At 63.5% G+C, this 24,762-nt stretch carries 20 protein-coding genes; 17 read left to right on the forward strand and 3 right to left on the reverse strand.

Features of this window, described 5'->3' with window-relative positions; genetic code table 11:
- The first annotated feature begins 21 nt into the window (after window positions 1-21).
- The 3 genes from ABDW49_RS21450 to ABDW49_RS21460 all read left to right on the forward strand — a co-directional run bounded on the left by ABDW49_RS21450 (window position 22) and on the right by ABDW49_RS21460 (window position 4,728).
- Entirely contained in the window at window positions 22-336 is a 315-nt protein-coding gene (locus ABDW49_RS21450) for a hypothetical protein (RefSeq protein ID WP_343615088.1), read from the forward strand.
- A gap of 598 nt (window positions 337-934) precedes the next feature.
- Entirely contained in the window at window positions 935-3,652 is a 2,718-nt protein-coding gene (locus ABDW49_RS21455; protein WP_343615089.1) for a TonB-dependent receptor, read from the forward strand.
- Between the two features lie 65 nt (window positions 3,653-3,717).
- Window positions 3,718-4,728: a family 43 glycosylhydrolase gene (locus ABDW49_RS21460; protein WP_343615091.1), complete on the forward strand. Its 1,011-nt coding sequence runs from the start codon at window positions 3,718-3,720 to the stop codon at window positions 4,726-4,728.
- 3 nt (window positions 4,729-4,731) lie between these two features.
- Here the strand turns inward: ABDW49_RS21460 and ABDW49_RS21465 are convergent, their stop codons facing one another.
- The 3 genes from ABDW49_RS21465 to ABDW49_RS21475 form a co-directional block, all read right to left on the reverse strand.
- Window positions 4,732-5,988 carry an MFS transporter gene (locus ABDW49_RS21465; RefSeq protein WP_343615093.1) on the reverse strand — a complete coding sequence of 419 codons (1,257 nt, stop codon included), beginning with the start codon at window positions 5,986-5,988 and terminating at the stop codon, window positions 4,732-4,734.
- A gap of 253 nt (window positions 5,989-6,241) precedes the next feature.
- On the reverse strand, window positions 6,242-7,936 hold the full coding sequence (locus ABDW49_RS21470; RefSeq protein WP_343615095.1) for a GGDEF domain-containing protein: 1,695 nt from the start codon (window positions 7,934-7,936) through the stop codon (window positions 6,242-6,244).
- Between the two features lie 256 nt (window positions 7,937-8,192).
- Entirely contained in the window at window positions 8,193-8,993 is an 801-nt protein-coding gene (locus tag ABDW49_RS21475) for a DUF2569 domain-containing protein (protein ID WP_343615097.1), read from the reverse strand.
- 439 nt (window positions 8,994-9,432) lie between these two features.
- Here ABDW49_RS21475 and ABDW49_RS21480 point away from each other — a divergent pair, with 439 nt between their 5' ends.
- The 14 genes from ABDW49_RS21480 to ABDW49_RS21545 all read left to right on the forward strand — a co-directional run bounded on the left by ABDW49_RS21480 (window position 9,433) and on the right by ABDW49_RS21545 (window position 24,728).
- Window positions 9,433-9,612, forward strand: a complete 180-nt coding sequence (locus ABDW49_RS21480; protein ID WP_343615099.1) for a Flp family type IVb pilin — start codon at window positions 9,433-9,435, stop codon at window positions 9,610-9,612.
- Between the two features lie 80 nt (window positions 9,613-9,692).
- Window positions 9,693-10,586 carry a Flp pilus assembly protein CpaB gene (gene cpaB, locus ABDW49_RS21485; RefSeq protein WP_343615101.1) on the forward strand — a complete coding sequence of 298 codons (894 nt, stop codon included), beginning with the start codon at window positions 9,693-9,695 and terminating at the stop codon, window positions 10,584-10,586.
- On the forward strand, window positions 10,576-12,084 hold the full coding sequence (locus ABDW49_RS21490; RefSeq protein WP_343615102.1) for a type II and III secretion system protein family protein: 1,509 nt from the start codon (window positions 10,576-10,578) through the stop codon (window positions 12,082-12,084). The genes cpaB and ABDW49_RS21490 overlap by 11 nt, the downstream gene beginning before the upstream one ends.
- The gene (locus ABDW49_RS21495; RefSeq protein ID WP_343615103.1) at window positions 12,074-12,394 is read left to right on the forward strand and encodes a hypothetical protein; all 321 of its coding nucleotides are present in this window, start codon (window positions 12,074-12,076) and stop codon (window positions 12,392-12,394) included. Before ABDW49_RS21490 ends, ABDW49_RS21495 begins: the two co-directional genes overlap by 11 nt.
- Before the next feature lie 63 nt (window positions 12,395-12,457).
- Window positions 12,458-13,963, forward strand: a complete 1,506-nt coding sequence (locus ABDW49_RS21500) for a pilus assembly protein TadG-related protein (RefSeq protein ID WP_343615105.1) — start codon at window positions 12,458-12,460, stop codon at window positions 13,961-13,963.
- A gap of 1 nt (window position 13,964) precedes the next feature.
- Complete coding sequence (locus ABDW49_RS21505) at window positions 13,965-14,519, forward strand: TadE/TadG family type IV pilus assembly protein (protein WP_343615106.1); 555 nt, start codon at window positions 13,965-13,967, stop codon at window positions 14,517-14,519.
- A 26-nt stretch (window positions 14,520-14,545) separates the two neighbouring features.
- Entirely contained in the window at window positions 14,546-15,166 is a 621-nt protein-coding gene (locus tag ABDW49_RS21510) for a TadE family protein (protein WP_343615108.1), read from the forward strand.
- A 7-nt stretch (window positions 15,167-15,173) separates the two neighbouring features.
- Window positions 15,174-16,406, forward strand: coding sequence for a pilus assembly protein CpaE (locus tag ABDW49_RS21515; RefSeq protein WP_343615110.1), 1,233 nt, complete (start codon window positions 15,174-15,176; stop codon window positions 16,404-16,406).
- Window positions 16,407-16,522: 116 nt separating this feature from the next.
- Window positions 16,523-17,845, forward strand: coding sequence for a CpaF family protein (locus ABDW49_RS21520; protein ID WP_343617349.1), 1,323 nt, complete (start codon window positions 16,523-16,525; stop codon window positions 17,843-17,845).
- On the forward strand, window positions 17,845-18,843 hold the full coding sequence (locus ABDW49_RS21525) for a type II secretion system F family protein (RefSeq protein WP_343615112.1): 999 nt from the start codon (window positions 17,845-17,847) through the stop codon (window positions 18,841-18,843). The genes ABDW49_RS21520 and ABDW49_RS21525 overlap by 1 nt, the downstream gene beginning before the upstream one ends.
- A gap of 1 nt (window position 18,844) precedes the next feature.
- The gene (locus tag ABDW49_RS21530) at window positions 18,845-19,828 is read left to right on the forward strand and encodes a type II secretion system F family protein (protein WP_343615114.1); all 984 of its coding nucleotides are present in this window, start codon (window positions 18,845-18,847) and stop codon (window positions 19,826-19,828) included.
- A gap of 1 nt (window position 19,829) precedes the next feature.
- A complete protein-coding gene (locus ABDW49_RS21535; RefSeq protein WP_343615116.1) occupies window positions 19,830-20,489 on the forward strand; it encodes a tetratricopeptide repeat protein in 660 nt (219 codons plus the stop codon).
- 60 nt (window positions 20,490-20,549) lie between these two features.
- Entirely contained in the window at window positions 20,550-21,029 is a 480-nt protein-coding gene (locus tag ABDW49_RS21540; RefSeq protein ID WP_343615118.1) for a prepilin peptidase, read from the forward strand.
- 717 nt (window positions 21,030-21,746) lie between these two features.
- On the forward strand, window positions 21,747-24,728 hold the full coding sequence (locus ABDW49_RS21545; RefSeq protein WP_343615120.1) for a TonB-dependent receptor: 2,982 nt from the start codon (window positions 21,747-21,749) through the stop codon (window positions 24,726-24,728).
- Window positions 24,729-24,762: the final 34 nt, after the last annotated feature.

Here is a 24,762-nt window from a genome sequence, read left to right on the forward strand (position 1 = left end):
AGGATTTGAAAGGAGAGAGCGATGCATCCCTTGCAGCTTCTGGCCTGGTTTTTTGGTGGGGCAACGCTGATCAATGCGATCCCGCATCTGGTGTCCGGTCTGATGGGTAAGCCGTTTCAGAGCCCCTTTGCCAACCCGCCGGGCGAGGGGCTGTCATCCCCGACGGTGAATGTGGCGTGGGGTTTCTTCAATCTTTTGCTGTCGTGGTTGCTGCTGTGTCAGGTCGGGGCTTTCGATCTGCGCGTGCCCGTCGATGCCCTGGCGGCCGGGCTTGGCGGTGTGATGATCGGATTGTTCTGCGCCCGGCATTTCGGCCGCTTTCAGCAGGCTGGCTGAAGGGCTGTTTGGGTCCTGCCGCTCATGCGGCGATGAAGGGCCGATGGCTTCGGGAATGGGCCCTTTCAGCTTCGAACGACCGCTATCTTCGGGGAGCGGGCCGGCGTGTTGGCGCGCGAAAAGAAGGCTGAGGGGTGGAAAAATGTATGATAATATTATCAGGCGCCTTGATGGCGCTCCGGACCATGATCGGTTGATTCGATTGAAATGGCCCCATGGGTGATGCGGAAACGCAAAATATGGGGGGATCAGCCCGGATATCACCCTATCCTGTGAGGATTGCTATGGGCATCAGGGCGGTGGAATCGTTCTTCTGCGGAAAATAGAAAGGGATTCCGCAGAGCTTGCGCTCGAAAATAGAGAGCGTTTGCAGGTTTTTCTCACGAATCCTCCCAAAAGGCGGCGGTTTCCCTCTGCCGGAATAATTGAAATAAGCGAGCAACAAAGCCTTGGCTGGGGCATAATTGTCGTATAAATGCGATCTCAGCCATGCTAGGCGGCCGCGGCCAAAGCGGCTGCAGGCGAATCGCCGAGCCGAAGGCCGGGACCAAGGGAGGATGATGTGAAGATGGTAAGTCGGAAGAATTTTCTGTGCTCTGTGTCGTTTGCTGCGATGTGGCTTGTCGCCGCCAATGCGCATGCGCAGGGCGCTCCGGCCAGCGGCACCGAAGTCGGGCAGGCGCCCGCCGGTGGGGCCGACGCCGCAGCTCCGGAAATCATCGTGAACGGCATCCGTGGTTCGATGAAGGCCGCCGAGACCATCAAGCGCAATTCGGACCAGATCGTCGATGCCATCGTCGCTCAGGACATTGGCAAGTTCCCGGATCCGACCGTCGCCTCCGCGCTGCAGCGCGTGCCGGGCGTGCAGGTCTCCGTGGGCGACAACAACGAGATCGTGAACCCGCTGGTGCGCGGCCTCGGCGATATTCTCACCACGCTGAACGGGCGCGAAGTCTTCACCGGCGCGGGCCGTGGCTTCTCGTTCCAGGACGTGCCCGCCGAAGCACTGGCAGGCGCTCAGGTCTACAAGAACAACAGCGCCAACATGATCGAGGGCGGCGTTGCCGGCGTCATCAACATGGATCTGCATCGCCCGTTCGATTTCAAGAAGTTCACGCTGGCGGGCAGCTACAAGCAGACCCGCTCCAGCAATCTGGGGACGACCTATCCCGCCGTCAGCGCGCTTATTGCGGACCGTTTTGACACCGATGTCGGAGAGATGGGCTTCCTGCTGAGCGGTTCCTATTCGCGCACCAAGTTCGACCGCCCGGTGGCGTTCGACGATCTGATGCGCTCGGGCAATCATCACGCGGGCACCGGCTCCCAGGGTGCGCTGATGCCGACCGGCGTGGGCGGCCTCAACCAGTTCGGCACCTATTCGCGTCCGCAGATCAACGGCTCGTTCCAGTGGCAGGCCAGCGACCATCTGCAGGTCTATGCCGATGGGCTTTGGGCGGGTTATCGCAACACCTCCTCCACTGCCTTCCTCATCAATGATGCCTATGCGCCGGGCAGCACCATCACCAACCTCAAGCTCGATAGCAGCCACTGCAACGACTATCAGGTCGGCACGGATGGTTATTACAACCCCAATGGCGCGGTCGAGCATCTGTGCAATGCGACCTCCTACACAGCCCTCAACGGTCGCGGCTTCACCAGCAATCAGGCGCATAAGCAAAGCACCGATGATCTGATCTTCGGCGGCGGCATGAAGTTCGACCAGGACCGTTTCCACGCCGATCTCGACGTGTCGTATGAAAAGTCGACCTATCGCAACAAGACCTTCATCATCGACATCGGCAAGAGCATCCCCGAACTCGATGTCACCACCAATGACGGCGGCGGTGTGAACTTCTCCGCGCCGGGCAACCCGCTCGGCCAGCAGGGCGGCTGGACCTTCACCAACGGCCTGTATGACGAGCGTTCCAAGTCGACCGGCACGCTGTTCGCCACTGCGCTCAACACCAAATATGAAGTCGGCGGCATCCTGAAGGAAATTCAGGTCGGTGCGCGCTATGCTGGCCGCATCGGCGATTTCCAGGATGTGATCGTCAACCCCGCCGCGCCCGGCGGCGCCTATGTCACCCCGATCGATGGTCAGGGCCTGCCGTCCAACTTCCTGCAGCCGGTTCCCGGCGTGCCGCGCATTTACGGCGGCCAGGCCTGGCTGCAGCCGGGCACGGATGTGCTGCTCGATCGCGGTGTCGAGGATCGTCTGCTCACCATCTTCAACCAGCCGACCGGCGACCAGCCCTATGATCCGGCGCGCAGCTTCCATGCGAGCGAAAGGACCTATTCGGGCTACGTCCAGGCCAAATACGGGATCGAACTGGGCGGACCGATCGTGCTTGACGGCCTTGTCGGCCTGCGCATCTCCCGCACGGATCGCACCATTGCGGGTACGGGCACGGTCACCAATCCGAACGGGACGACCACGCTGGTTCCCGTCAGCCGCACCACCAGCGACACCGATTTCCTGCCCAATTTCAGCGCTCGCCTGAAGCTGGGCGGTGGCCTGCAGCTGCGTGCCAGCTACGCCAAGGTGCTGTCGCGTCCCGACTTCGGCTCGCTCAATCCGGGCCTGAGCTATGCGGTGTCGACCAATGCCAACATCCAGAACGGCGGATCGCAGGGCAACCCGGATCTGAAGCCGCAGAAGGCCGACGAATTTGACGCCATCGCCGAATATTACTTCGGCAAGTCGAACGCGATCTCGCTTGGCGTCTATCAGAAGAACATCACGGGGCGCGTCATCACCACGGGTGTCCTGACGCAGATTGCCGGGATCAACTATCTGATCCAGACCCCGCGCAACCTTGGCGCGGCCAAGCTGAAGGGCATCGAGGCGAGCGCGCAGTATTTCTTCGACTTCCTGCCCGGTGCGCTCTCCGGTTTCGGCGTCTATGGCAACTTCACGCTGGCCGACAGCAAGGTGACCGCGCGCAGCGACAGCCTCTATGGCCAACCGCTGCTGGGCGTATCCAAGTATAACTACAACACCGGCCTGCTCTACGAAAAGTACGGCCTGTCGGCACGCCTGATCTACACCCACCGCTCGCAGTATATGGATGGCGACAACACCACCTCGGTCAATCTGCGTCCGGTCAATCAGGGCACCTTCCTCAATGGCGTGCGCGCCGCGGGTCGCCTCGATTTCAGCATCGGCTATGACGTGACGCCGAACATCACGCTGACCTTCGACGGCACCAATGTCACCCGCACGCCCTATCGCAGCTTCTACGGTGACGTGACCAATCCGCACGACATCCGCTTCGATGACACGACCTATGCGATCGGTGCGCGTTTCCGCCTCTGATAGTCCCTCCCCCCTCTGGCCGGGCGCCTTCTGGCTCCCGGCCATTTTTTCAAGGCTCAGACGCGATGCGTTCCCCCCTTCTTGCCGCGGCTCTGCTGAGCATTGCGGCTTCTTCGGGCTCGGCCAAGCCGGTCACCCCCGCCAATCCGGTCTTCACGGGCGCCGATCCCGATTTCGTCGCGCTTTGTGGCCGTTGGTGGGTCTATCCGACCAATGCGGTCGACCCCAAGGATGGTTTTGCCGCCGCGCGCTTCTACGCCTGGTCCTCCCCCGATCTGCAGCACTGGAGCAAATCGGCTCCCTTGCTCGAGATGGACAAGATCGACTGGATCAAGGCCGATGGCGCCTCCTATCACGGCCTTTGGGCGCCGAGCCTGACGGCAGCCAAGGGTCGCTATTATCTCTATTACTCTGTCGGCCCGCAGAACCCGACGCCGAGCCGTTTGGGCGTGGCGGTCAGCGACCGGCCGGAGGGCCCCTTCACCGACAGCGGCAAGCCCTTGCTGACCGGCGGTAACGGTTTCGAGGCGATCGATCCGATGGTCTTCGTCGATGCGAAAAGCGGGAAAGCCTATCTTTACGCCGGCGGCAGCGCGGGCGCGAAGCTGCGCATCTTCGAAATGAAGCCCAATATGACGGAGATCGACCATGAGATCCCCGTCACCACCCCGCCCAATTTCACCGAAGGCGCCTTCGTCCATGAGCGTGGCGGCATCTATTATCTGTCCTACAGCCACGGCCACTTCGACGGGCCGGACTATTCGGTCCATTATGCCACCTCGACATCGCCGGTCGGCCCCTGGACCTATCGCGGCGCGATCCTGCAGGCCGACGCCACCCATCAAGGGCCGGGCCATCATGCCTTCGCGGAAAATCCCGCGACCCATCAATGGTTCATGGCCTATCACCGCTGGGAACGCGGGCCGGGACCGGGCCCTTACAAGGGCACGCGCGAAGTGGCGATCGACGCAATCCATTATGCGCCCGATGGGCGTATCCTGCCGGTGCATATGACGGACAAGCCGCCGCTCTCCCGGCTTCCCGAGGCAAGCTGTCATAAGGACCCCGCCGGGTAACCTCTAGGCCAGCGTGGGCTCGCGCTCTGCGGATTGGGTGGCGCACGGATCGGCTTCCAGGCGCCCGTTGCGCAGCCACCGCAGGACCGGCATCGCCATCAGGGCGCAGGCGGCAAGGCTGACGCCCGCATCCATCAGCAGCGAGCCCGCCACCCCTCCCGCCAGCCGATAGCCATAGCCGTCGAGCGCCTGCATATAGGCGTAAGGCACGATCAGGGCGCTTTGCAGGAGCCCGAACTGGCTGGAGGCCAGCGGGTCGTCAGGCGCGATCGAGCGGAAGATGATGGCGTTCTGCACCACCTGAGCGCAGGTCTGCGCCGCGCATTCGCCCAGCACGGCCAGCACATAGACCGGCGCTGTATGCGGCAGCGGCAACAGCAACAGGGTAAAAGCCGCCCCGACCGAGCCGATCAGCAGATAGAGCAAGGGCGCGGGCACCCTGGCCATCACGAGACGTATGGCCAGAGCCCCCAACAGGCAGGCCACCATCTGCCCCACGCCATTGGCCGCACCCACCACATTGGCCGAGGCATGAAAATCGCCGCCCAACCCGCCAAAGGCATTGGTGAGGGTGAAGGCCGCGCAGGGCATCGCGAGCAGGACGGCAATCCGCAACACCGGGCCTCGCCTTGCCAGATGCGCGACATCGCGGGCCAGCGTGCCAAAGGTCTCGCGCATGGCCTTGCGGTCTGCCGAGGGGCGGGGCAGGGCCAGCAGGATCGGCATCGTCGACACGCCGATCCCCGCGATCGCCAGCGCTCCCAGCGGCGCGGGCAGATGGGTCAGCAACCAGAACTGACACATCGCGCCCAGGCTGAAACCCAGCGCATTGCCGATGCCGAACCATGTGCCGACGGTCTCGTCGCAGCTCTTGGGAAGGGCGGCTCCCAGCCAGCCCCCGATGGCCGCATTGTAGAGCGAGGTCACCAGAGCCGCCACCGCAAGGCCGGGAGCAAGCAGCGGGCTGGCGGTGGGCAGCAGCAGCACCGCCAGCGCGAGGATGGTGGCCAGAAGCCCCAGCGACACCGACCATCGCCTGCGGCTCATCGAGGTATCGAGCACCGGGGCCAGCGCGAAGGTCGCCAGCGACACCGCCATGACCAGCGCGCCGATGTTGGCGATCTCCGGTTCGGGTACGCCGCGTGCCGCCAGTTGCTGGGGCACGGTGACCAGCGGCACCGCATAGAGATAGCCGTAAGTCGTGTTGGCCAGCCCCATCAGCCAGACCCGTCGGGGACGCTCGCGAAGGGGATCAGGCATCGAGCGCTACTCTTGTGCCGGTCGCGATGTGCGGCGCCATGGCGGCGGCGACTGCTATCGGCCTGTCCTCAAGCCGGCGGAGAGGGCGCTGCGGTTCAACACGTCCGGACATTATGCCCCCATCCTTTGACAAAAGCGCCGCCGGCGGCGACCGCTTTTCCTTGCGCACGTCGGGGGGAGAAGGCGTGCGGTGTTCATCCATTCGAACCTTTGCGATCTTCGGAATGGAAACTCCATGATGATCTTCAGCAGGTCAAGTATCAGCGGGTTTCGATATTTCCACCCGATTGCGTCCGTTGGCCTTGGCTTGATACAGCAGCGCGTCAGCCGCTGCCAGAATGGCGGTCGGATCGTCTGCCCCTTCGGTGCTGGCGATGCCGATGCTGATCGTCACCCGCAGCTCGGTGTTCCGCTCGCCCCAGCACCACGCCTCAACCGCACTGCGCAAACGCTCGCATAAAACAACGGCCTCGACACTGCTCGTTTCGGGCATCAGCAACACGAATTCCTCGCCCCCGAACCGGGCCAGAAATTCGCTTTTGCGGGTCAAGCCGCCCAGAATTCCGGCGATCTGGCGCAACACCTCGTCGCCCACCAGATGCGAGAACTGATCGTTGATGCGCTTGAAATGATCCACATCGAGAATGGCGATGGCATAGGCTGAGCCCGACTTCTGCGTTTCGGCCAGCATATTTTCCAATGCCCGGCGGTTGTAGAGGCCGGTCAGCGGATCTTCCAGATTGGCCTTTTTCAGCCGGTCGGTTTCCTGAGTCAGCTCCAGGTTTGTCATTTCCAGCGCCTGTGCCTGGCGGCGCGCTGTTTCACTCTGGTTGCGCAATTGCTCGGTTTCGTACTGGGTCGCCGCCACGCGCGCACTGCGCTGGGCGGTGTGCGTGCAGTAACGCACATAATGCTCGTGAAATTCGCGATGCCAGTGCAGGGCCATTTGAAAATCGCCCTTGCGCTCATAGGCTGCGGCGAGCGCCTCGCAGCCCGGCACGCCGGATTCCAGATCATTGACCTGATCGGCATGCTCTACGCCGGTCCGGAGTGCGATAATCGCCTCGTCGATCCGCCCCTGCGCGACGAGCACCTGCCCGTTGCAGCGATGGTATTGGGTGAGGTCGCGGTCGCCCAACTCGCCGGGAAGCTGCTGCCAATGCTCCATATGCGCCGTGGCGCGATCGGTATCGCCCACATGCAGCGCAAATTCGGCCAGATTGCCAAGGCAGATGCGCGCGCCCCAATGATCCTGATGCGCCAGCGCCAAAGCCAGGGCCTCTTCGGTGATGCGGTTGGCATGGTCGATGGTGGAGGCCAGTTCGCTGCGGTCTCCCTGCGCTGCCTTCAGGGCGGCCTGATCGCCCCGGATCCCGCCATCGTTGATCAGCCACCAGCCCAGCGCCACGGGATCGCCAACCTCGCGCGCCAGAGCGACCGCCTGCGTGCTGAAATCGATCGCCAGTTCGAATTGCTTGTACATCCACAGAACCACGGCAACCGTGTTCTGTGCCAGACACAGCGCCGCCGGATCGCCGGTCTTTTCGGCCTGGCGCAGCGCCTGCATCGCCTCATGTTCGGCGCCGGGCATGCCCATCTGGCACAATTGCCAGGCGTAATAACAGCGGCAGGTCGCCTCGCGCACGGCATCACCGGTGGCCTGCCAGATCTCGATCGCTTCCAGCGCATGCACCGCGCCCTGTTCATAGCGGGCGGTCATAAAATAATACCAGGAAAGCTGTCCGGTGCTCAGCGCATAAATATGCTGGCTGCCATGGGCGAGCGCTTCGTTTCTCACCTGTTCGGCAAGCGTGATCGCTGAAATCGGCAGGCCGGATCGCGACAGGCGTTCGGCTTCGGCAAGCCTTTCCTCCGCCATGTCTGGCGCGCTGCGATGCAGGGCGCGCTTCGCCGGAAAGAGTGAGGCAAGAGTCGTCGTGCCAGCCATTAACTGTTCCGAGGATAAAATCATTATGAAAAACAACCCGTTCGCCGGAACGCAACAGCGTTTACGATCCAGTGAGGCAGAATGCATCAAAACATAAAAATTCTTTCCTAAGAGACCGACTCGGAAATTTCTTAAGAAGGGTGTCCCGTCATTCGAAATCGTGTTGTCAGGGCATTCTTAAATATCGGAAAGAGTGTGGAGTTTTCTGGTAAAGGCTATCCTCTTTGTCGGAAGGCGCTCCCCGTTCAGCCCTCTTCTAGTCAGAGTGCCCAGGGGCGCAGCGCCACCGGAAAGTGACATTCACGCGCTCCGAAAGGATCAGATAGGGGAGCCAGATCAGGACGCTGATCAGCACCTTGTCGATATTGCCTTCCAGCAGATGGGTCAGCGCCGTGCGGACCTCCGGCGGAAGGCTGGGCATCCGCGCCATGGTGTGCGCGATGGCGAATTGCGCCAGGATGTCCATCGCCCAGCACAGCAGCAGCATGCGCGGAAACAGCGGGACGCTGCGCATCGCCATCAGGAAACAGGCTGCATAAAGAAAGTTCATCAGGAGGAGATCGCCGGTCATGCTCATGCCCAAAACGTAAACCCAATCGGGTGCGCGGGCATCGAGCACGGGCAGGGCGGTTAACCATTCCATCGTGCGAACCGGTATGTTGAGCAGGATGCCAAAGGTCAGCGAAGCGAGGAAACCCGCCGGACCATAGGCCGGATGACGCCGCGCCGTCAGCAGGTCGAGCTTTTGCCAGCGGCTGATCCGTGCCGGACGAAGCCATGGCTGGCCGGTCAGCAGGCCGGAGCGAAAGCTGGCTTCCGCAAGGCGGTAACCCGCGACAGGGGCAAGAGCGGCCAGCGCAAAGGGAAGAAATTCGCAGATCAGCGCAAGAATATCGCGTGGCGGAACAGGCGCCCGGACAAGTTTGACCATCCCTGTCGCCAGCATGATGGCGATCCAGCCTGTCATGATCACCTCGATCCGGGCATCGAGCTTGCGGATCAGCCGGATACTGCGGTTCAGCAGATATTGCGCGACGTTGTTGATGGTTGTCCGCATTAGCGATCTTCCAGATTAGTAGGAGTCTTCATGCTCGGCAAGCTCCGTCCGCATCATTTCGGAGGAAAAATGCGAATGTTTCGCAAGAAATACGACGAAAAGAGATTCGTTGACGACGAGTCGTTGCCCTCATCCCTGTATTTTTACCATGACTGTTAATTTTTTTGCGCGGTAAGTTGTTGAAGCTTTGTCCTAAACCATAACGGATAAAAATTCATTGACGACCGACAAAAACAGGCAGATTTCTGAACGAACAGAAGAGATAAAAGTTCGTTTGGGGGTTTGCATAAAGTCTGTTCGCAATGGCGCGAGTTCCGGACTTTATTCATCTGTTAATTTCAACATGAACATACCGGATTTTTGTCCGGAATGAGCCCATTCCGCATGATATGCGGCGTAATGGACCCATCTCTTTTGTCCACAGAAGGGGGAAAGTCTCATGGTATCTTTTGTTCACAAGCTGTTTCGTGACGATTCGGGCGCAGCTGCGGCTGAATACGCACTGATCCTTGCCATTGTCGGCGCAGGCATTGCAACGGCCGCCGTCGGCCTGGGCACCAGCATTTCCGGCGCGATGGACAAGGCGGCGAACCTGATCACGAATCCGCCCGCAGCCTGATCTTCCGGCAGGATGGCGCCCAAAAACGCCATCCTGCCACTTTCACAGACCGTGTCTGGCCGCTTCTGGGGGGAAAGGCCATGTTGTCACGCAACATTCTGGTCATCGTTATTGCCGTCTTTCTGGGACTGACGGCGGTTTATGTCACCAACACCTATTTCAGCGCTCGCCAGCATCAGCAGGAGCAGGTCGCCCGCCAGGCCCTGATGGCCCGGATCGTGGTCGCCAGCCAGGATGTGGCGTTCGGAGCGCCTCTCAGCACCCAGAATGTCCGGCTCGCCAACTGGCCCGCGGACTCCGTGCCGACCGGGGCCTTTACCTCGCTCGATGCCGTCACCCGCAACCGCGCCGCGCTGCGCCCGATCATCACCGGAGAGCCCGTGCTGGCTTCCAAGGTCTCGGGTGCTGACAGTCGCGCCACCATTGCGGCCAACCTTCCGGCAGGCAAGCTGGCGGTCGCGGTGCCACTCAACGACCAGACCGGTGTCGGCGGCTTCGTCCGCCCCGGCGACAGCGTCGATGTGATGGTCACGCGCCAATTGCCCGGCAACACCATGAACGCCGAGAAGATCACCGATGTGCTGCTTCAGGCGGTGCGCGTGATCGGCGTCGATCAGGTGGCCGATGAAAGCAAGACCCAGCCCGTGGTCAGCAAGACCGCCACGCTGGAGGTCGATGCTCTAGGCGCCCAGAAGCTGGCTCTGGCCACGCAGACGGGCACGATCAGCCTGGCGCTGCGCAATGTTTCCGATCAGACCCGGCCGACGCCTGTCACGGTCTCCACCCGCGATCTGACCGCAAGCAAGCTGGCGCTGGCCTCCGCGCCGGCACAGGCACCGGCTCCGGTCGTCCATCACCAGAACCGGGCAGCGCATCCTGTCGCCCGGCCCGCATTCTCCGGTTTCCCCGGCGCCTCAATGATGATCGTGCGCGGTGTGAAGCCCATGGCTTATGAGGTGCAACATGGCTTGTGACCGCGCAACCACGCGCCGTCGGGCGCGCATCGCCGGCCTGCTGGGGGCCTTATTGGCAACGGCATCGATCTCCGGCACCGCCGTCGCCGAACCTTCGGCAGTCCTTCCGCCCAATGTTCAACCCGCAGGCCTTCAGGCCGGGGTGCTCGAAGTGCCGCTCCACAAGAGCCAGGTCGTCAGCGCCGACCGGCCCATCGCCAAGGCGATGATCGGGTCCGAGGAAATCGCCGATATCATGCCGGTCAGCGATCGCTCGGTCTATGTGCTGGGCAAGAAGATGGGCACCACCAGCCTGAGCTTCTACGATGCGCAGGGAAGGGTGATCTCGGTGGTGGATGTGGCGGTTGGCCCCGATGTCGAGGGACTGCGCGGCCAGCTCACCAGCTTCATCCCCGATGAGCATATCGACGCCCGCATGTCCAACGAGGCGGTGGTGCTCTCTGGCACGGTCAACAATCCGCAGGCGGTCGATCGCGCGGTGCAACTGGCCAGGACCTATGCCGGGGACAAGGTGGTCAATCTGATCAGCGTCGGCTCCAGCCAGCAGGTGATGCTGGAGGTGCGCTTTGCCGAAGTCTCGCACACCACCGGCAAGCAGATCGGTGTCAGCAGCGGCACCACCTCGGCCAGCGGACGCTTCGGCGCCGTCACCGGAGAGGGCGCGCAACTGATCCCCGACAGCAGCGGCAATGCGCAGCTTGCGCTCAACGCGATCACCGGGGCCTATGGCATCATCGCCCAGAAGTTCAGCATCGGCGGGCTCAGCCTGCAGGGCTATCTCAACGGGCTGGAGAGCAAGGGGCTGGCCAAGACGCTGGCGCAGCCGACGCTGGTGGCGCTCTCGGGCGAGAAGGCGTCTTTCCTGGCGGGTGGCGAGTTCCCCATCCCCGTGGCCCAATCGGCCAGCGTGGGCACGGGCACCAGCAACACCGCAGCCATCACGGTGGAGTTCAAGCAGTTCGGCGTCAGCCTCGGCTTCACGCCCACGGTGCTGGGCGACCGCACGATCAATCTGATCGTCGAGCCCGAGGTCAGTCAGCTCGATCCCACGGCCTCGATCACGCTCAACGGCATTTCCATTCCGGGCCTCAAGACGCGGCGGGCCAGCACCACGCTGGAACTGCGCGACGGCGAGAGCTTTGCCATCGCGGGCCTGCTGCAGCGCGATTTCAAGACCAGCGTGGACCAGATGCCCCTGCTGGGGCAGATCCCGATCCTTGGCGCGCTGTTCCGCTCGACCAACTTCCAGCGCGGCGATACCGAATTGCTGATCGTGGTCACGGCTCATCTGGTGGCGCCGATCCGGCCCAGCCAGGTTCATCTGCCGACCGACCGCGTGCGTGATCCGACCGAGGCCGAGGCTTTTCTGATGGGGCAGCCCTACCATCCCACGGGGACTGCTCCGGCGGCGGGCGCGTCGCCCACACCAAACGCGCCCGCCGCCACGCCTTCGACCAAGGACAATGGCCCCGCGAAGGGAGATGGTTATGCCTATTGAACGTAAACATGTGATCGCCGCGACGCTGCTGTCCCTTGGGGCCTGCACCCAGGGCATGGCGGGCCCCGGCACGGAGGATCGCACCTGGGGCGAGGCCAACCGCCAGACCATGGCCGCCCAGATCATCGACCCCGTGCCGCCCGCCGCCGACACCGTCCAGACCGGGCGCGGCGACCATACGCAAATGGCGCTGGATCGCTATCGCACGGATCGCGTCAAGCGGCCCGACCGGCTGCGGGTGACCTCGGTGGGCACCGGGATTGGCACTGGCGGTCAGGGCAATGCGGGCACGAGCGGCCCCACCAACTAGCGCTTCACAGGGAGGCGGATGATGATGCGATCTCCTTTTTCCCGTCACCGCAAAGCCGGATGCTTGCTGCGCGACGAGCGCGGCGCGGTGGCGGTGACCTATGCCCTGGCGCTGACCGGGCTGATTGCCTCGGCGGGCGTGTCCTTCGATTATGCCCGCCTGGCCTCGCTCAGCAGCGAGATGCACAGCGCCGCCGATCAGGCCGCCCTGGCCGCCGCCACCCAGCTTGACGGCACCAGCAGCGCCATCGCCGATGCGACGCTGGCCGCCAGCAATCTGGTGCACAACACGACGCTGCTGGCCAATGACAACATTGCGTCCTCGGCCGTCACCGTGGCCGGCCTCGTCTTCTACACCACTTATGCCGATGCCGAGGCGGGGACCAACCCGACCACCGATAGCACCAAGGCCAAATTCGTGCGGGTTTCGGTCAATGCACGGCAGGCCTTCTATGCCTTTACGCCGATCGTCGGGCTGGTGTCCTCGGGCAATGTCGCGGCAGCGGCGACGGCGGGGCTGGGGTCCTCGATCTGCAAGGTGCCGCCGGTTTTCCTGTGCAACCCTTCCGAAACCAGTGATCCGGGGTTCACCGTCGCCAATTATGTCGGCAAGGGGCTGAAGCTGATCGCCAATTCGGGAGGCAGCAATTACGCGCCGGGCAATTTCGGCTATCTGGAATCGAACGCGGGCAATGGCGCCAATGCCGTGGCGCAGGCTCTGGGCAATGTGGTGCCGCCGGGTGATTGCATCTCCGCCGACACGGTGACGACCAAGCCGGGGCAGCAGGTCAGCGTGCTCGATGCGCTCAACACGCGGATGGATGTCTATGCCAACGGGCTGAACAATGTCTGCGGCAATGGCAACGGCTCCTGCCCGGCTTCGGCCAATTCGCGCAAGGATCTGGAGCAGAAGGGCAGCGGCTGCGCTTTCACCAACGGCAATGGCAATGGCTGGCAGCAACCGTCCAATGCCTATGCGCCGTCATCGAATGCGGCGCTGACCCCGACGCAGATCACCGCCACAGCCCCCATGGGCTATCCGCGCGACATCTGCCATGCGGTGAGCAGCGCGGGCAGTTGTTCGGGCGGCCAGTTGGGCAATGGCGTGTGGGACAGCAACGCCTATTTCAAGACCAACAGCGCCGATTATCCTTCCAATTTCTCGCCCTCCAGCACGCTGGGCACGTCGACCCCCACCCGCTACCAGGTCTATAAGTATGAGGCCGCCAATGCCGCGAGCCGCCTGCTTAACCAGACCAACGGCAATCTGACCTCGCGCCCTGCCGCCACCTGCGGCGGCAGCCTGCCGGTCGGTGGTGCCTCGGTGGACCGGCGGGTGCTCTCGGTCGCGGTGATCGATTGCGCGGCGCAGGGGGTGGCGGGCCGCACCACCAATGTGGCGGTCACCAAATGGATCGATGTCTTTCTGGTCGAACCCTCGGTCAACCGGGCGCGCACCAGCCAGAGTGACGTCTATGTCGAGGTGATCGGCCCCACCCAGATCGGTGGCGGCGGCGACACCACCAGCGCGCAGACCGTGCGCGTCAGCAAGCCCTATCTGGTGAACTGAGATGGCCAAGCTTCGCACCCTTCCGGCCTGCCGGGCCCTGATCTCCCACCGGGATGGCGCTGTCGCCGTGGAAATGGCGCTGATGCTGCCCACGATGCTGGCGCTGATCTTCGTCTGTATGGAGGCGGGCTATTACCTCTACACCGAGCATCAGATCATCAAGGGGGTGCGCGACGGTGCGCGCTATGCCGGGCGGCAGAGCTTTTCCAGCCTGTCCTGCACGCAGGCCCCTTCGGCGGCGCTGGTCACCGCGATCAAGAATGTCACCGTCTATGGCAAGGTCAGCCCGACCAGCACCGATACGCCCCGCATTTCCACCTGGACCGTGCCCGATACGGCCGGCCAGAGCACCACCACCATCACGGTGACCTGCGCGGCGGCCGGCGCGGTGTCGGGTTCGGGCTCCTACACCGGCATCTATACGGTGCTGGGCGGCGCCCCGGTGATCAAGGTCAGCGCGAGCGTGCAATATCCCTCGCTGTTCAAGCAGTTGACGTCGTTTGGTACCGCCAAGCTGATCGGTGCCAGCGATCAGGCCGCGGTGATGGGCGTATGAGCGGGCCCGCGCCTCTCCCGCGCCTCATGCGCGACACGACAGCCAGCTCGGCGGCGGAGTTCGCCATGGTGCTACCGCTGTTCCTGATCTTTGTCTTCGGCACCATCGATGCCGGTCTCTATGGCTGGACGCTCAACCGCGATGAAAAGGCCACCCAGATGGGTGCGCGCATGGCGGTGGTGACCGATCCGGTGGTGGGCAATCTGGGCCTCGATTTCGTGGGGCAGAGCGTGGGTGGCAAGGTGCTCGCGCAGGGGGACCCGATCCCGGCCTCGGCGCTGGGGGTGATTTCCTGCACCTCGAGCAGTTGTGATTGCAGCGGGGCGGGCAGCCTGTTCAGCAGCGGCTGCACGCTCAACACCACCAGCTTCAACGCCCTCGTCACCCGCATGCAGAGCGCCTCGGGCAGCACGATTTCGGCCGCCAATCTGGTGGTGGAATATCGCGGCTCGGGTCTGGGCTATGCCGGTGACGCCAGTTGCAGCGCGGGCGGTTCCTGCATGCAGATTTCTCCGCTGGTCACCGTGCGGCTGCGCAACCTGACCTATCAGCCGCTCACGCTGGAGATCTTCGGCGCCGCCGTGCCGATCCCCCAGTTCACCGCGACGCTGCCGATGGAAGACGGCAGCGGCTCCAACTCGAATTAGGACGGCCATGACCATGGGACGCGCAGATCACCCCTTTTCCATCGTACCGGACCTTCAGGCCAAGCGCGGCCCCCGGATCATGGCGGTGATCTCGCCCCGCTTTTCCTGGACCCTGGGTGCGCTGGACGATCCCCGCCTGGCCGGGCTGAGGGTCTGCGAGGCGATGCCCGGCGACCCGCTGGAGCAGATCGAGACCGACGCGCTCGACCTGCTGGTGCTGGAGGTCGCGCCCGATGAGCAGGCTTCGCTCGACCGGCTTTCGCATTTCCACCAGCAGCATGGCGATGTGCCGGTGATCGCCGCGATCCACGATGCGTCGCTGACACTGGTGCGGCGGTTGCTGCATGAAGGCGTGGTCGATGTGGTGGGCCTGCCGCTGGAGCATGAGGAGCTGGCCGGGGCGGTCGCATCGGCGCTGGCGCGTCCGGGGCGCGGGCGCGCGGCGACGGCGCAACTGGCGCCGATGGTGGCGGTGATGCATTCGGTCGGCGGTTGCGGAGCGACTTCGGTGGCCACCCATCTGGCCGCGGCGCTGGCCGGGCAGGAGGATCCGCGCGGCGACGGGCAGGGGGCTGGTCGGCCGGACTCGCGAAGCGTGGCGCTGGTCGATCTCGACCTTCAGTTCGGCAGCGTGGCCGATCGTCTGAGCGCCCATGGTCGCGGCTCGATCCGCGATCTGATCGAGGCCGGAAACCGTCTCGACGCCGATCTGATGGCGGCCATCGCCCGCCCGGCGGCCAGCGGCATCAAGGTCTTTGCCGCGCCCGAGGAGATCCGCGCGCTGGAGGATGTCCCGACCGAGCGGATGATCGATGTCCTCGATCTGCTGCGGCGCCATTACGGCCATGTCGTGCTGGATCTGCCGCTCAATCTCACCAATTGGCTGATCTTCTCGCTGATGGGGGCCGATGCCATTGTGATGGTGGTGGAGATGACCATCCCCAGCCTGCATCAGGCAAGGCGCCGACTGGATTTGCTGCGCAGCATCGGCGTGCCGGATGGGCATGTGCATCTGGTGGTGAACCGGGTGGAGCGGCGCCTGTTTCGTACCATCGGGCTGCAGGATGTGGCCCGCACGCTGGGGCAGACGGTGCTGGGCAGCGTGGCGCTGGAGGCGCCCGCGGTGGCCGCGGCGCAGGAAAGAGGTGAATTGCTGATCGGGCACAGGGGGCGTTTCGTCTCCGACATCGCGACGATTGCCCGGCGGCTGACCGATGTTTGGCAGGGAGGTGAAGCATGAGCTTCTGGCAGATACGTCCGGATAACGGCGATGCCAGCGGCGGAGGCGGTCGCAGTTCAGGGCAAGCCCCTGTCCTGGCTGCGGCCCCCTCTGTACCCGCTTTGACTTTGGCGGCCATGGCGATGCCGGCCCGCCCGCAGGATGATGATGAGGATGCCGCGCACCGCATGCTGGCGCTCAAGATCCGCGTGCATCGGCAATTGCTCGACCGGGTCAATCTGGCCCTGCTCGACAAATTGCCGCGCGAGCAGATCCGCCGCGAGGTGGAGGGCATCGTTGCCGACATTCTCGCGGCTGAAAAGGAAGCGCTCAACAAGGGCGAGCGCGAGCGGCTGTTGACCGATGTGCTCGACGAATTGCTGGGGCTTGGGCCGCTCGAACCTTTGCTTCAGGATGAGACGATCACCGACATTCTGGTCAACGGCCATACGAATGTCTTTGTCGAGCGCCATGGGCGGCTGGAAAAGACCCAGGCGCGTTTTCAGGACGAGCGCCATTTGCTGCGCATCATCCAGAAGATCGTCAGCGCGGTGGGACGGCGGGTGGATGAGGCCTCGCCTTTCGTCGATGCGCGTCTGGCCGATGGTTCGCGCGTCAATGCGATCATCGCGCCGCTGGCCATCGATGGCTCGCTGCTCTCGATCCGCAAATTCGCCAAGAAGCCGATCAGCGTGCATCGCCTGGTAGAGCTGGGCAGCATTCCGCCGCAGATGGCCGCGATCCTGTCGGGCATTGTCGCGGCGCGGCTCAACATCATCATTTCGGGCGGCACCGGCTCGGGCAAGACGACGATGCTCAACGCCATGTCGAGCTTTATCGATCCTGCCGAGCGCATCGTCACCATCGAGGATTCGGCCGAACTGCAACTGCAGCAGGAGCATGTCGCAAGGCTGGAAACCCGCCCTGCCAGCATCGAGGACAAGGGCGAGGTGACCCAGCGCGATCTGGTGAAGAATGCGCTGCGCATGCGCCCCGACCGCATCATCCTTGGCGAATGCCGTGCCGGTGAGGCCTTCGACATGCTGCAGGCGATGAACACGGGCCATGATGGATCGATGACCACCGTCCATGCCAACACGCCGCGCGATGCCCTTTCGCGCATCGAGCAGATGATCGGCATGAGCGGCATCGACATTTCGCCACGTTCCGCCCGCGCGCAGATCGCCTCGGCGGTGCATGTGGTGCTGCAGGTCGGGCGCCTGAGCGACGGGCACCGCAAGATGCTCAGCCTTTCCGAACTGACCGGCATGGAGGGCGAGACGATCACCATGCAGGAGATCTTCCGCTTCCATGCCACCGGTCGCGGGCCGCAGGGCCAGGTGCTGGGCCAGTTCGAAGCCACCGGCATCCGCCCGAAATTCGCCGCGCAACTGGCGGTGGCGGGCGTGAAGCTGGATCCGGCGCTGTTCCGGCCCGATCTGTCGATGGGAGGCGCCTGATGCCTCCCGTCCTGCGCCTTGTCGCCTTGCTGGCCATCTTTGCGGCGGTTTTTCTGGCGGTGCGTGTCAGCGCCATCATGGCCATCGAGGGACGAGCCCAGCGCCGTGCCGTCAATCGCCGGCTGGATCTGCTGCGCCAGGGACTGGACCGCGAGACGGTGGTGGGTTTGCTGCGCGGCAACCGGCCCGGCCTGAACCCTTCCTTGCCGGGGGCACTGGGGCGGGCATTGTGGCGGCTGCACCGGATGATGGCGATGGCCAATCTGAGAATCGCGCCGCACGATCTGGTGGCGCTCTCGCTGGGGGCCTGCCTGGTGCTCGACAGTGTGATCCTGTTCCTCGTCTGGGCGGCGCATTTCCGCGTGACGGCAGGGGTGGTCGAGCTGGTCACGGGCGTGGCCATGGCCATCACCATCGGCCTGCCGCTGATGATGGTCTCGCGCATGGCGCAAAAGCGCCGCAAGCGCATGGAGCAGCAATTTCCGCTTGCGCTCGATGTCTTCACCCGCGCGCTGCGGGCCGGGCATCCCATCGCGGCGGCCATCGATCTGCTGACGCATGAGGTGGGTGACCCGCTGGGCAGTGAATTCGGGCTGGTCGCCGATGAGGTGACCTATGGCTCGGACCTCAACGATGCGCTGATGCGCATGGCCGAGCGCTGGGATCTCGATGATATCCGCATGTTCGTCGTTTCGCTTTCCGTGCAGCATGAAACCGGCGGCAACCTTGTGGAGGTGCTGGAAAACCTGCTGAAGGTGATCCGCGAAAGGGCGGGGCTCTACATGAAGGTCCGCGCGCTCAGCTCCGAAGGGCGGATGAGCGGCTGGATGCTCTCGGCCCTGCCGGTGCTGACGCTGGCCAGCATGTTCCTGGTCAACCCCAAATTCTACCTCGACGTCGCTCAGGACACGATCTTCGTTTACGGCTTTTCCTCGCTGATCGCGCTGTATTGCCTGGGCGTCTTCATCATTTCCCGCATCATCGACATCAAGGTGTGACATGATCGATCTGGTCGCTTCCAATCCGCTTATGCGCACGGTTATCCTGATCGGGATCTTTGCGCTGGTGATGCTGGTCAGCCTGATGGGCAGCATGGCCATGGCGCGCCATGCCGGGGTGAGGCGCGATCTGCGCCGGCTTGCCGGTGACGATGTCCTGGCGGACGAGATCGAGCATGACACGCTTTCGCTGCGCGGCAAGGATGCCTGGACACGGCTCGTGACCCGCATCGAGGCGAGCGGCCTCAATCTGGGCGACACGCGTGAAGACAGTTTGCGCCAGAAGCTGCGCGCGGCCGGTTACGCCTCTGCCGCGGCGGTGCGGGTCTATTCCCTGCTGCGGCTGGTGCTGGTGATCGGCCTGCCCCTGCTCTTCGTGGCGGGGATGTTCGCTCTGGGGCGGCAGTTGTCGATCTTGTCGCTTTATGCGGCATGCTGCTTCTGGGCGGCGGTGGGGCTTTACGGGCCCGCGCTCTATGTCCGCATCCGGGCCGATCGCCGCCGCGAGGCGATCATCAACGGCTTTCCCGATTGCCTCGACCTGCTGCTGATCTGCGTCGAGGCCGGTTACGGCATGGAGGCCGCTTTCGACCGGGTGGGCCGCGAAATGGCGGTGTCCCATCCGCTGGTCGCGGCTCTGCTGACCGCGGTGACCTTGCGTCAGCGGGCCGGCGCAAGCCGCGAGGAGGCGCTGCGGCTGCTGGCCGAAGAGGCCGGTGTCGATGAGATCACCTCCTTCACCACGCTGATGATCCAGTCGGACAAGCTGGGCACCAGCATCGCCACCACCCTGCGCGTCTACGCTTCGGAGATGCGTGAGCGCCGCCGCATGCGGGCCGAGGAAAAGGCCCATCGCATTCCGGTGCTGATTTCCGTTCCGCTGGTCACCTGCATGCTGCCGGTGATGATCGGGGTGCTGATGCTGCCTGCGGTGATCATCACCCTGCGCAAACTGATACCGGCCCTGGCCGGGGGAGGATCCTGAGATGCGTTACATCGCTTCGGGCATGATGGCTTTGGCTTTGGGCGGATGCACCCTGTTTCAGGCGCCGCGTCATCAGGCCAGCCCGCCCTCGTTTCGCGTCGCCGGAGGCACCGCGCAGGAGGCTGAGCAGCATGCGCAAACCGCGCTGGAGGCAGGCCGCCGTGCTCTCGATCAGGGGCAGACGGGTCTGGCCATCGAGGCTTTTCGCCAAGCGCTGGATGCCGGAGGATCGCCCGCGCCGGCCCTCAACGGGCTGGGAGTGGCCTATGCGCGGCTCGGCGATCTGGAGACGGCCGCTCGCCTGTTCGAGGAGGCTAGCGCCATGGCGCCCGATCAGGCCAGTTATCACGCCAATATGGCGCGGGCGGCCGAGGCGCTGGGCAAGGCTGGCCCGACGCAGGCGGGGCAGGCTCTCGCGGTGGCCGCACCGCAACCCGTGCCGGCTGCGGGCGCGGCGGGGCTCGTCCGGATCTCGCCGCATGAGGTGCATCTGGCAACCGCCTCGCCCGGAACGGCAGGGGCGCGGGTTGTCGTGCTGCATGGCGCGCCGCGTGCCGATCCGCCCTCTGCGGCGGCGCCGACCAATTCTGCCGCGGCCTTGCTGACAAGGCTGAGCGTCCTGACGGGGCAAGGCCCCAAGAGTGTCGCCATTCCGCAGTAACGCACAACCGATGTGGGTGAGGACGGGCAAGCCCCGTCGTCCCGGTTCCAGGAGGTTTCGATGGGGGCACCGATTCTGTTTATCCTGTTCTGCCTGATCGCGGCATGGTTTGATCTGCGCTACCGGCGCCTGCCCAATGTCCTGAACGCGGCGATAACAGTCGTGGGGCTGGCGATGGCCGGACGCGGCGGGATCCCCGAGCTGGCCAGCCATGCCCTGCATTGCGGGCTGGCGCTGATGGCCGGGGCTTTGCTGTTCTATCTGGGGATCGTGGGTGGAGGTGATGCCAAATTCTATGCAGGCGTGGCGGCATGGTTCGGCATGGGCCAGGCTTGGCTGCTGGCCCTGTGCATCGCGGCCAGCGGAGGGGTGATGGCCTTTGGCTGGATCGTCTTCCGCCTGTGGGTGGCTGGCCCTCGCTTGTATCGCAAGGAGGAGATGATGCGCAGGAGCCTGCCCTATGGCGTGCCGATTGCGCTGGGCGGCCTGACCGTGCTGTGGCTTCAGGGCAGTCTGCTTGGCTCACTGTATGGCGTTTGATCGGGCCTTTTCCCGCTTCCTGTGTCGCCGATACGGATAAGACGCGGGAGCGGGCTGTTTTGGTGCGGCCTGCGCCAGATGAAGCTCCCGGATCGTCTGGCGCATAAGTTTGCCCTGTTCCGGGAAAGCGGTGCGCTGCCTTGCTGCCCGCTGGCGGATGGTTCACGCTGGCGACGTCATGCCGTGACCGTTTGTCGAGCGGTTGGTGTGCATCGATAGCGCACACCGTGCCGATGCGGCGAAAGCCCGCAATCGTCCAGCGAGGAGCCTGTTGCCGGAGTGCTGTCCTTGACGGACAGCATGGACGCGGGCCGTTTCCCCGATCGCTGCGCAAAACCGTGGGCACCGGATGGGTGTTTCCCATCGCGGGAAAATTCGGGCATCGGTTTCATATACTATTTCTTCCATTGAGGGGAGGGTGTCGGAAGATCGTGCTTTCCATCATGGCGCTGGTCCGAGAAATATACGGAAATCCGCCGGTCTGTAGCGGGCTTTCCAGGGTGGATGTGGCCGCGAGTTGCGTAATGGGAAGTTTCATGAGGAATATCTTGCCCGTTTCGCCCTTGATTTGCATGCGAACGCGTTCTCCTCGGATGTCGCAAGGCCGCTTGCCGGGCAATTCCGCTGACACGAAAGAATAATAAAATACGGTATACGATATTTGACCTTGCGTCTCATTCGTGCTGAACTGCGCTCAGGACAATAATGAGGGGCGATATGACCATCATGTGCAACTTGCTGGGTAGGGCGGCGATCGGCGCTCTGGCCATCGGCCTGTTTTCCGCCAATGCTTATGCCGCTGACGCCCATGGCGATGCGGGGCCGCCGCCGTTGCCGGGTGGCGCGGTGTCGGCCCACCATGACGAAGCGACCGATATCGTCGTCACCGGGACGCGCATCAAGCGGCACGATCTGACCAGCAACAGCCCGCTGAGCACCGTGAGCGCGCAGGAAATCCAGTATCAGGGTGCGACCAGCGCCGAAGCGGTGCTGAACCGCATGCCGCAATTCACCGCCGACGCCAATGAGAATGTCTCGAACGGCTCGGATGGCACCTCGAACGTCAATTTGCGCAATCTGGGGTCGGGCCGCGTGCTGGTGCTGATGAATGGCCAGCGCATGCTGCCCACTCAGGCCATGGATCTCAATTTCGTGCCCTCATCGCTGATCGAGCGCGTCGATGTGGTGACGGGCGGCGCTTCGGCAGTCTATGGTTCGGATGCCATTTCGGGCGTGGTCAATTTCATCCTGCGCGACAAGCTTGAAGGCTTCCGCTTCGACGCACAGGGAGGATTTGCCCAGCATAACAATGGCAACGCCTCTCTGCGCGGACTGCAGGAACAGCGTGGTTTTGCCACCGCGCCGCTCTCGGTCGCCGATGGCGCCAAGGAGGATGTGAACGGAGCCTATGGCCGCAGCTTTGCCGAAGGGCGCGGTCATGTCACGATCTATGGCGGCTATCGCCATGCCGCGCCGGTGCTGCAATCCTCACGCGACTATTCGGCCTGCGCGCTCAGTCAGGCCGACAGTGCGGGCACCGGCCTGATCTGCGACGGCTCGTCGAACACCACCTATGGCACCTTCGCGCCGCTTGAAGGGCCCAATGCCAATGTGGGTTATCTGGTCAACGCCAAGGACGGATCGAAGAGCTGGGTGCCCTACAACAGCTCCTATTCCTACAATTACACGCCCACCAATTATATTCAGCGACAGGATTCGCGCTATACGGCCGGCGCTTTCCTTGAGTTCAAGGCGTCCAATGCCCTGACCGCCTATGGCAGCTTCATGTTCATGAAGGATCACACCTTCTCGCAGGCGGCGCCTTCCGCGCTGTTCCTTGGATCGACCTTCTCGATTCCCTGCAACAATCCGTTGATGAGCAGCAGCCAGGCGCAGATGCTGTGCGGTTCGGATGCGGGAACGTCAGCGAGCAAGGATACGCTGATCGGCTATCGCTTGAACAATGATTTCTCGCGGCGCGACGATCTCAACCATCAGGACTATCGCTACAACATCGGTTTTCGCGGCGATATTGGCCATGGATTCAGCTATGACGTCAATTACATGTATTCGCTGGTGCGTTACAACGAAACCTATCTCAACAATGTCGACAATGTGAAGGCCCAGCGTGCCCTCAACGCGGTCAGCGTGAACGGCACGGCCACCTGCCAGTCGGTGATCGACGGCAGCGATCCGGCCTGTGTGCCGATCGATATCTTCAAGGCCAACGGCATCACCTCGCAGCAGGCGCAATATCTCTTCAGTCCCAGCAACACCTGGAGCCGCAACAGCCTGAGCGTGGTCAACGCCACCCTCAACGGCGATCTGGGCACCTTCGGCATCACCAGCCCCTGGGCCAACCGCAGCGTGGCGCTGGTGCTGGGCATGGAGCATCGCAAGGAAACGCTGCTGTTCCAGGGTGACGCGGTGGCCATCCAGAACGGCACCAACAACTCCGACGGCCAGATCGCCGTATGGGAAGGCTTTGGCGAAATCGAGGTGCCGATCCTGCAGGACAAGCCCTTTGCCAAGACGCTGACCCTCAACGGCGGCCTGCGCTACTCCTCCTATGCCAACAACCAGCCGTCCACCAGCACGCGGACGGCCTATCAGGCCTGGACCTACAAGGGCGAACTGGCCTGGGCACCGGTGGACGATCTGCGCCTGCGCGCCAGCTACAACCGTGCCATCCGCGCACCCAACATCGGCGAATTGTTCGCCGCGCGTCAGGTGGGCAATGTCGCGCTGGACGATCCTTGCGCGGGGGCCTCGCCTGCTGCCAGCGCCGCGCAATGCGCCCGCACCGGCGTCACTCAGGCCCAGTATGGCTCGATCATCCAGTGCCCGTCGGACACCTGCTCGTCGCTGGGCGGCGGCAATCCCGCGCTCAAGCCGGAAACCGCCGATACGGTGACGCTGGGCATGGTGCTGACCCCGCGCCACATCCGCAATTTCTCCTTCTCGGTCGATTATTACCATATCAAGGTGAAGGACTATATTTCCTCCTTCGATCCCTCGCTGATCGCCTCGCAATGCATCAGCACGGGCGATCCGTTCTATTGCGGCCTGTTCCATCGCGATCCGCGATCGGGGGCGATCTTTGGCAGCAATGCGGCGGGTGGCTATCTGATCGCCACCACGCTCAACACCGGATATCTCAAGACCGACGGCATCGACTTCAACGCCGATTACACCCGCGCTCTGGGGCGCTTTGGCCGGTTGAATGTCAATGTGATGGGCACCTTGCTGCTCAGCCAGGAATCGCAGCCCCTGCCGGGTCTGGGCAGCTATGACTGCAAGGGCTATTACGGCTATTCCTGCGGCCAGCCCAATCCGAGCTGGCGTCATGTGGCGCGCTTCACCTGGACGGCGCCTCAGGATCGCGGCTCGGTGTCGCTGTCGTGGCGCCATTATGCGGGCACCACCCTGTCGAGCCTGTCCTCGAACGAAGCGCTGAGCGCCAATGGCACCAGCATCATCAATGCGAAGATCCCGGCCTATGACTATATCGACCTGTCGGCGACGCTGAAGGTCACCAAGGCGGTCAATCTGCGGGCCGGGGTGAACAATCTGTTCGACCGCGATCCGCCCGCCATCGCCGCGGGCATCCTGAGCGCCTTTGGCAATGGCAACACCTATCCGGGGGTTTACGATCCGCTGGGCCGCTCGCTGTTCCTTGGCGCGACGTTGACCTTCTGATCGGCCTTTCCCTTCCCCGAGCGCATGTCTCGGG

Source organism: Novosphingobium sp., from assembly GCF_039595395.1.
Classification (GTDB): Bacteria; Pseudomonadota; Alphaproteobacteria; order Sphingomonadales; family Sphingomonadaceae; genus Novosphingobium.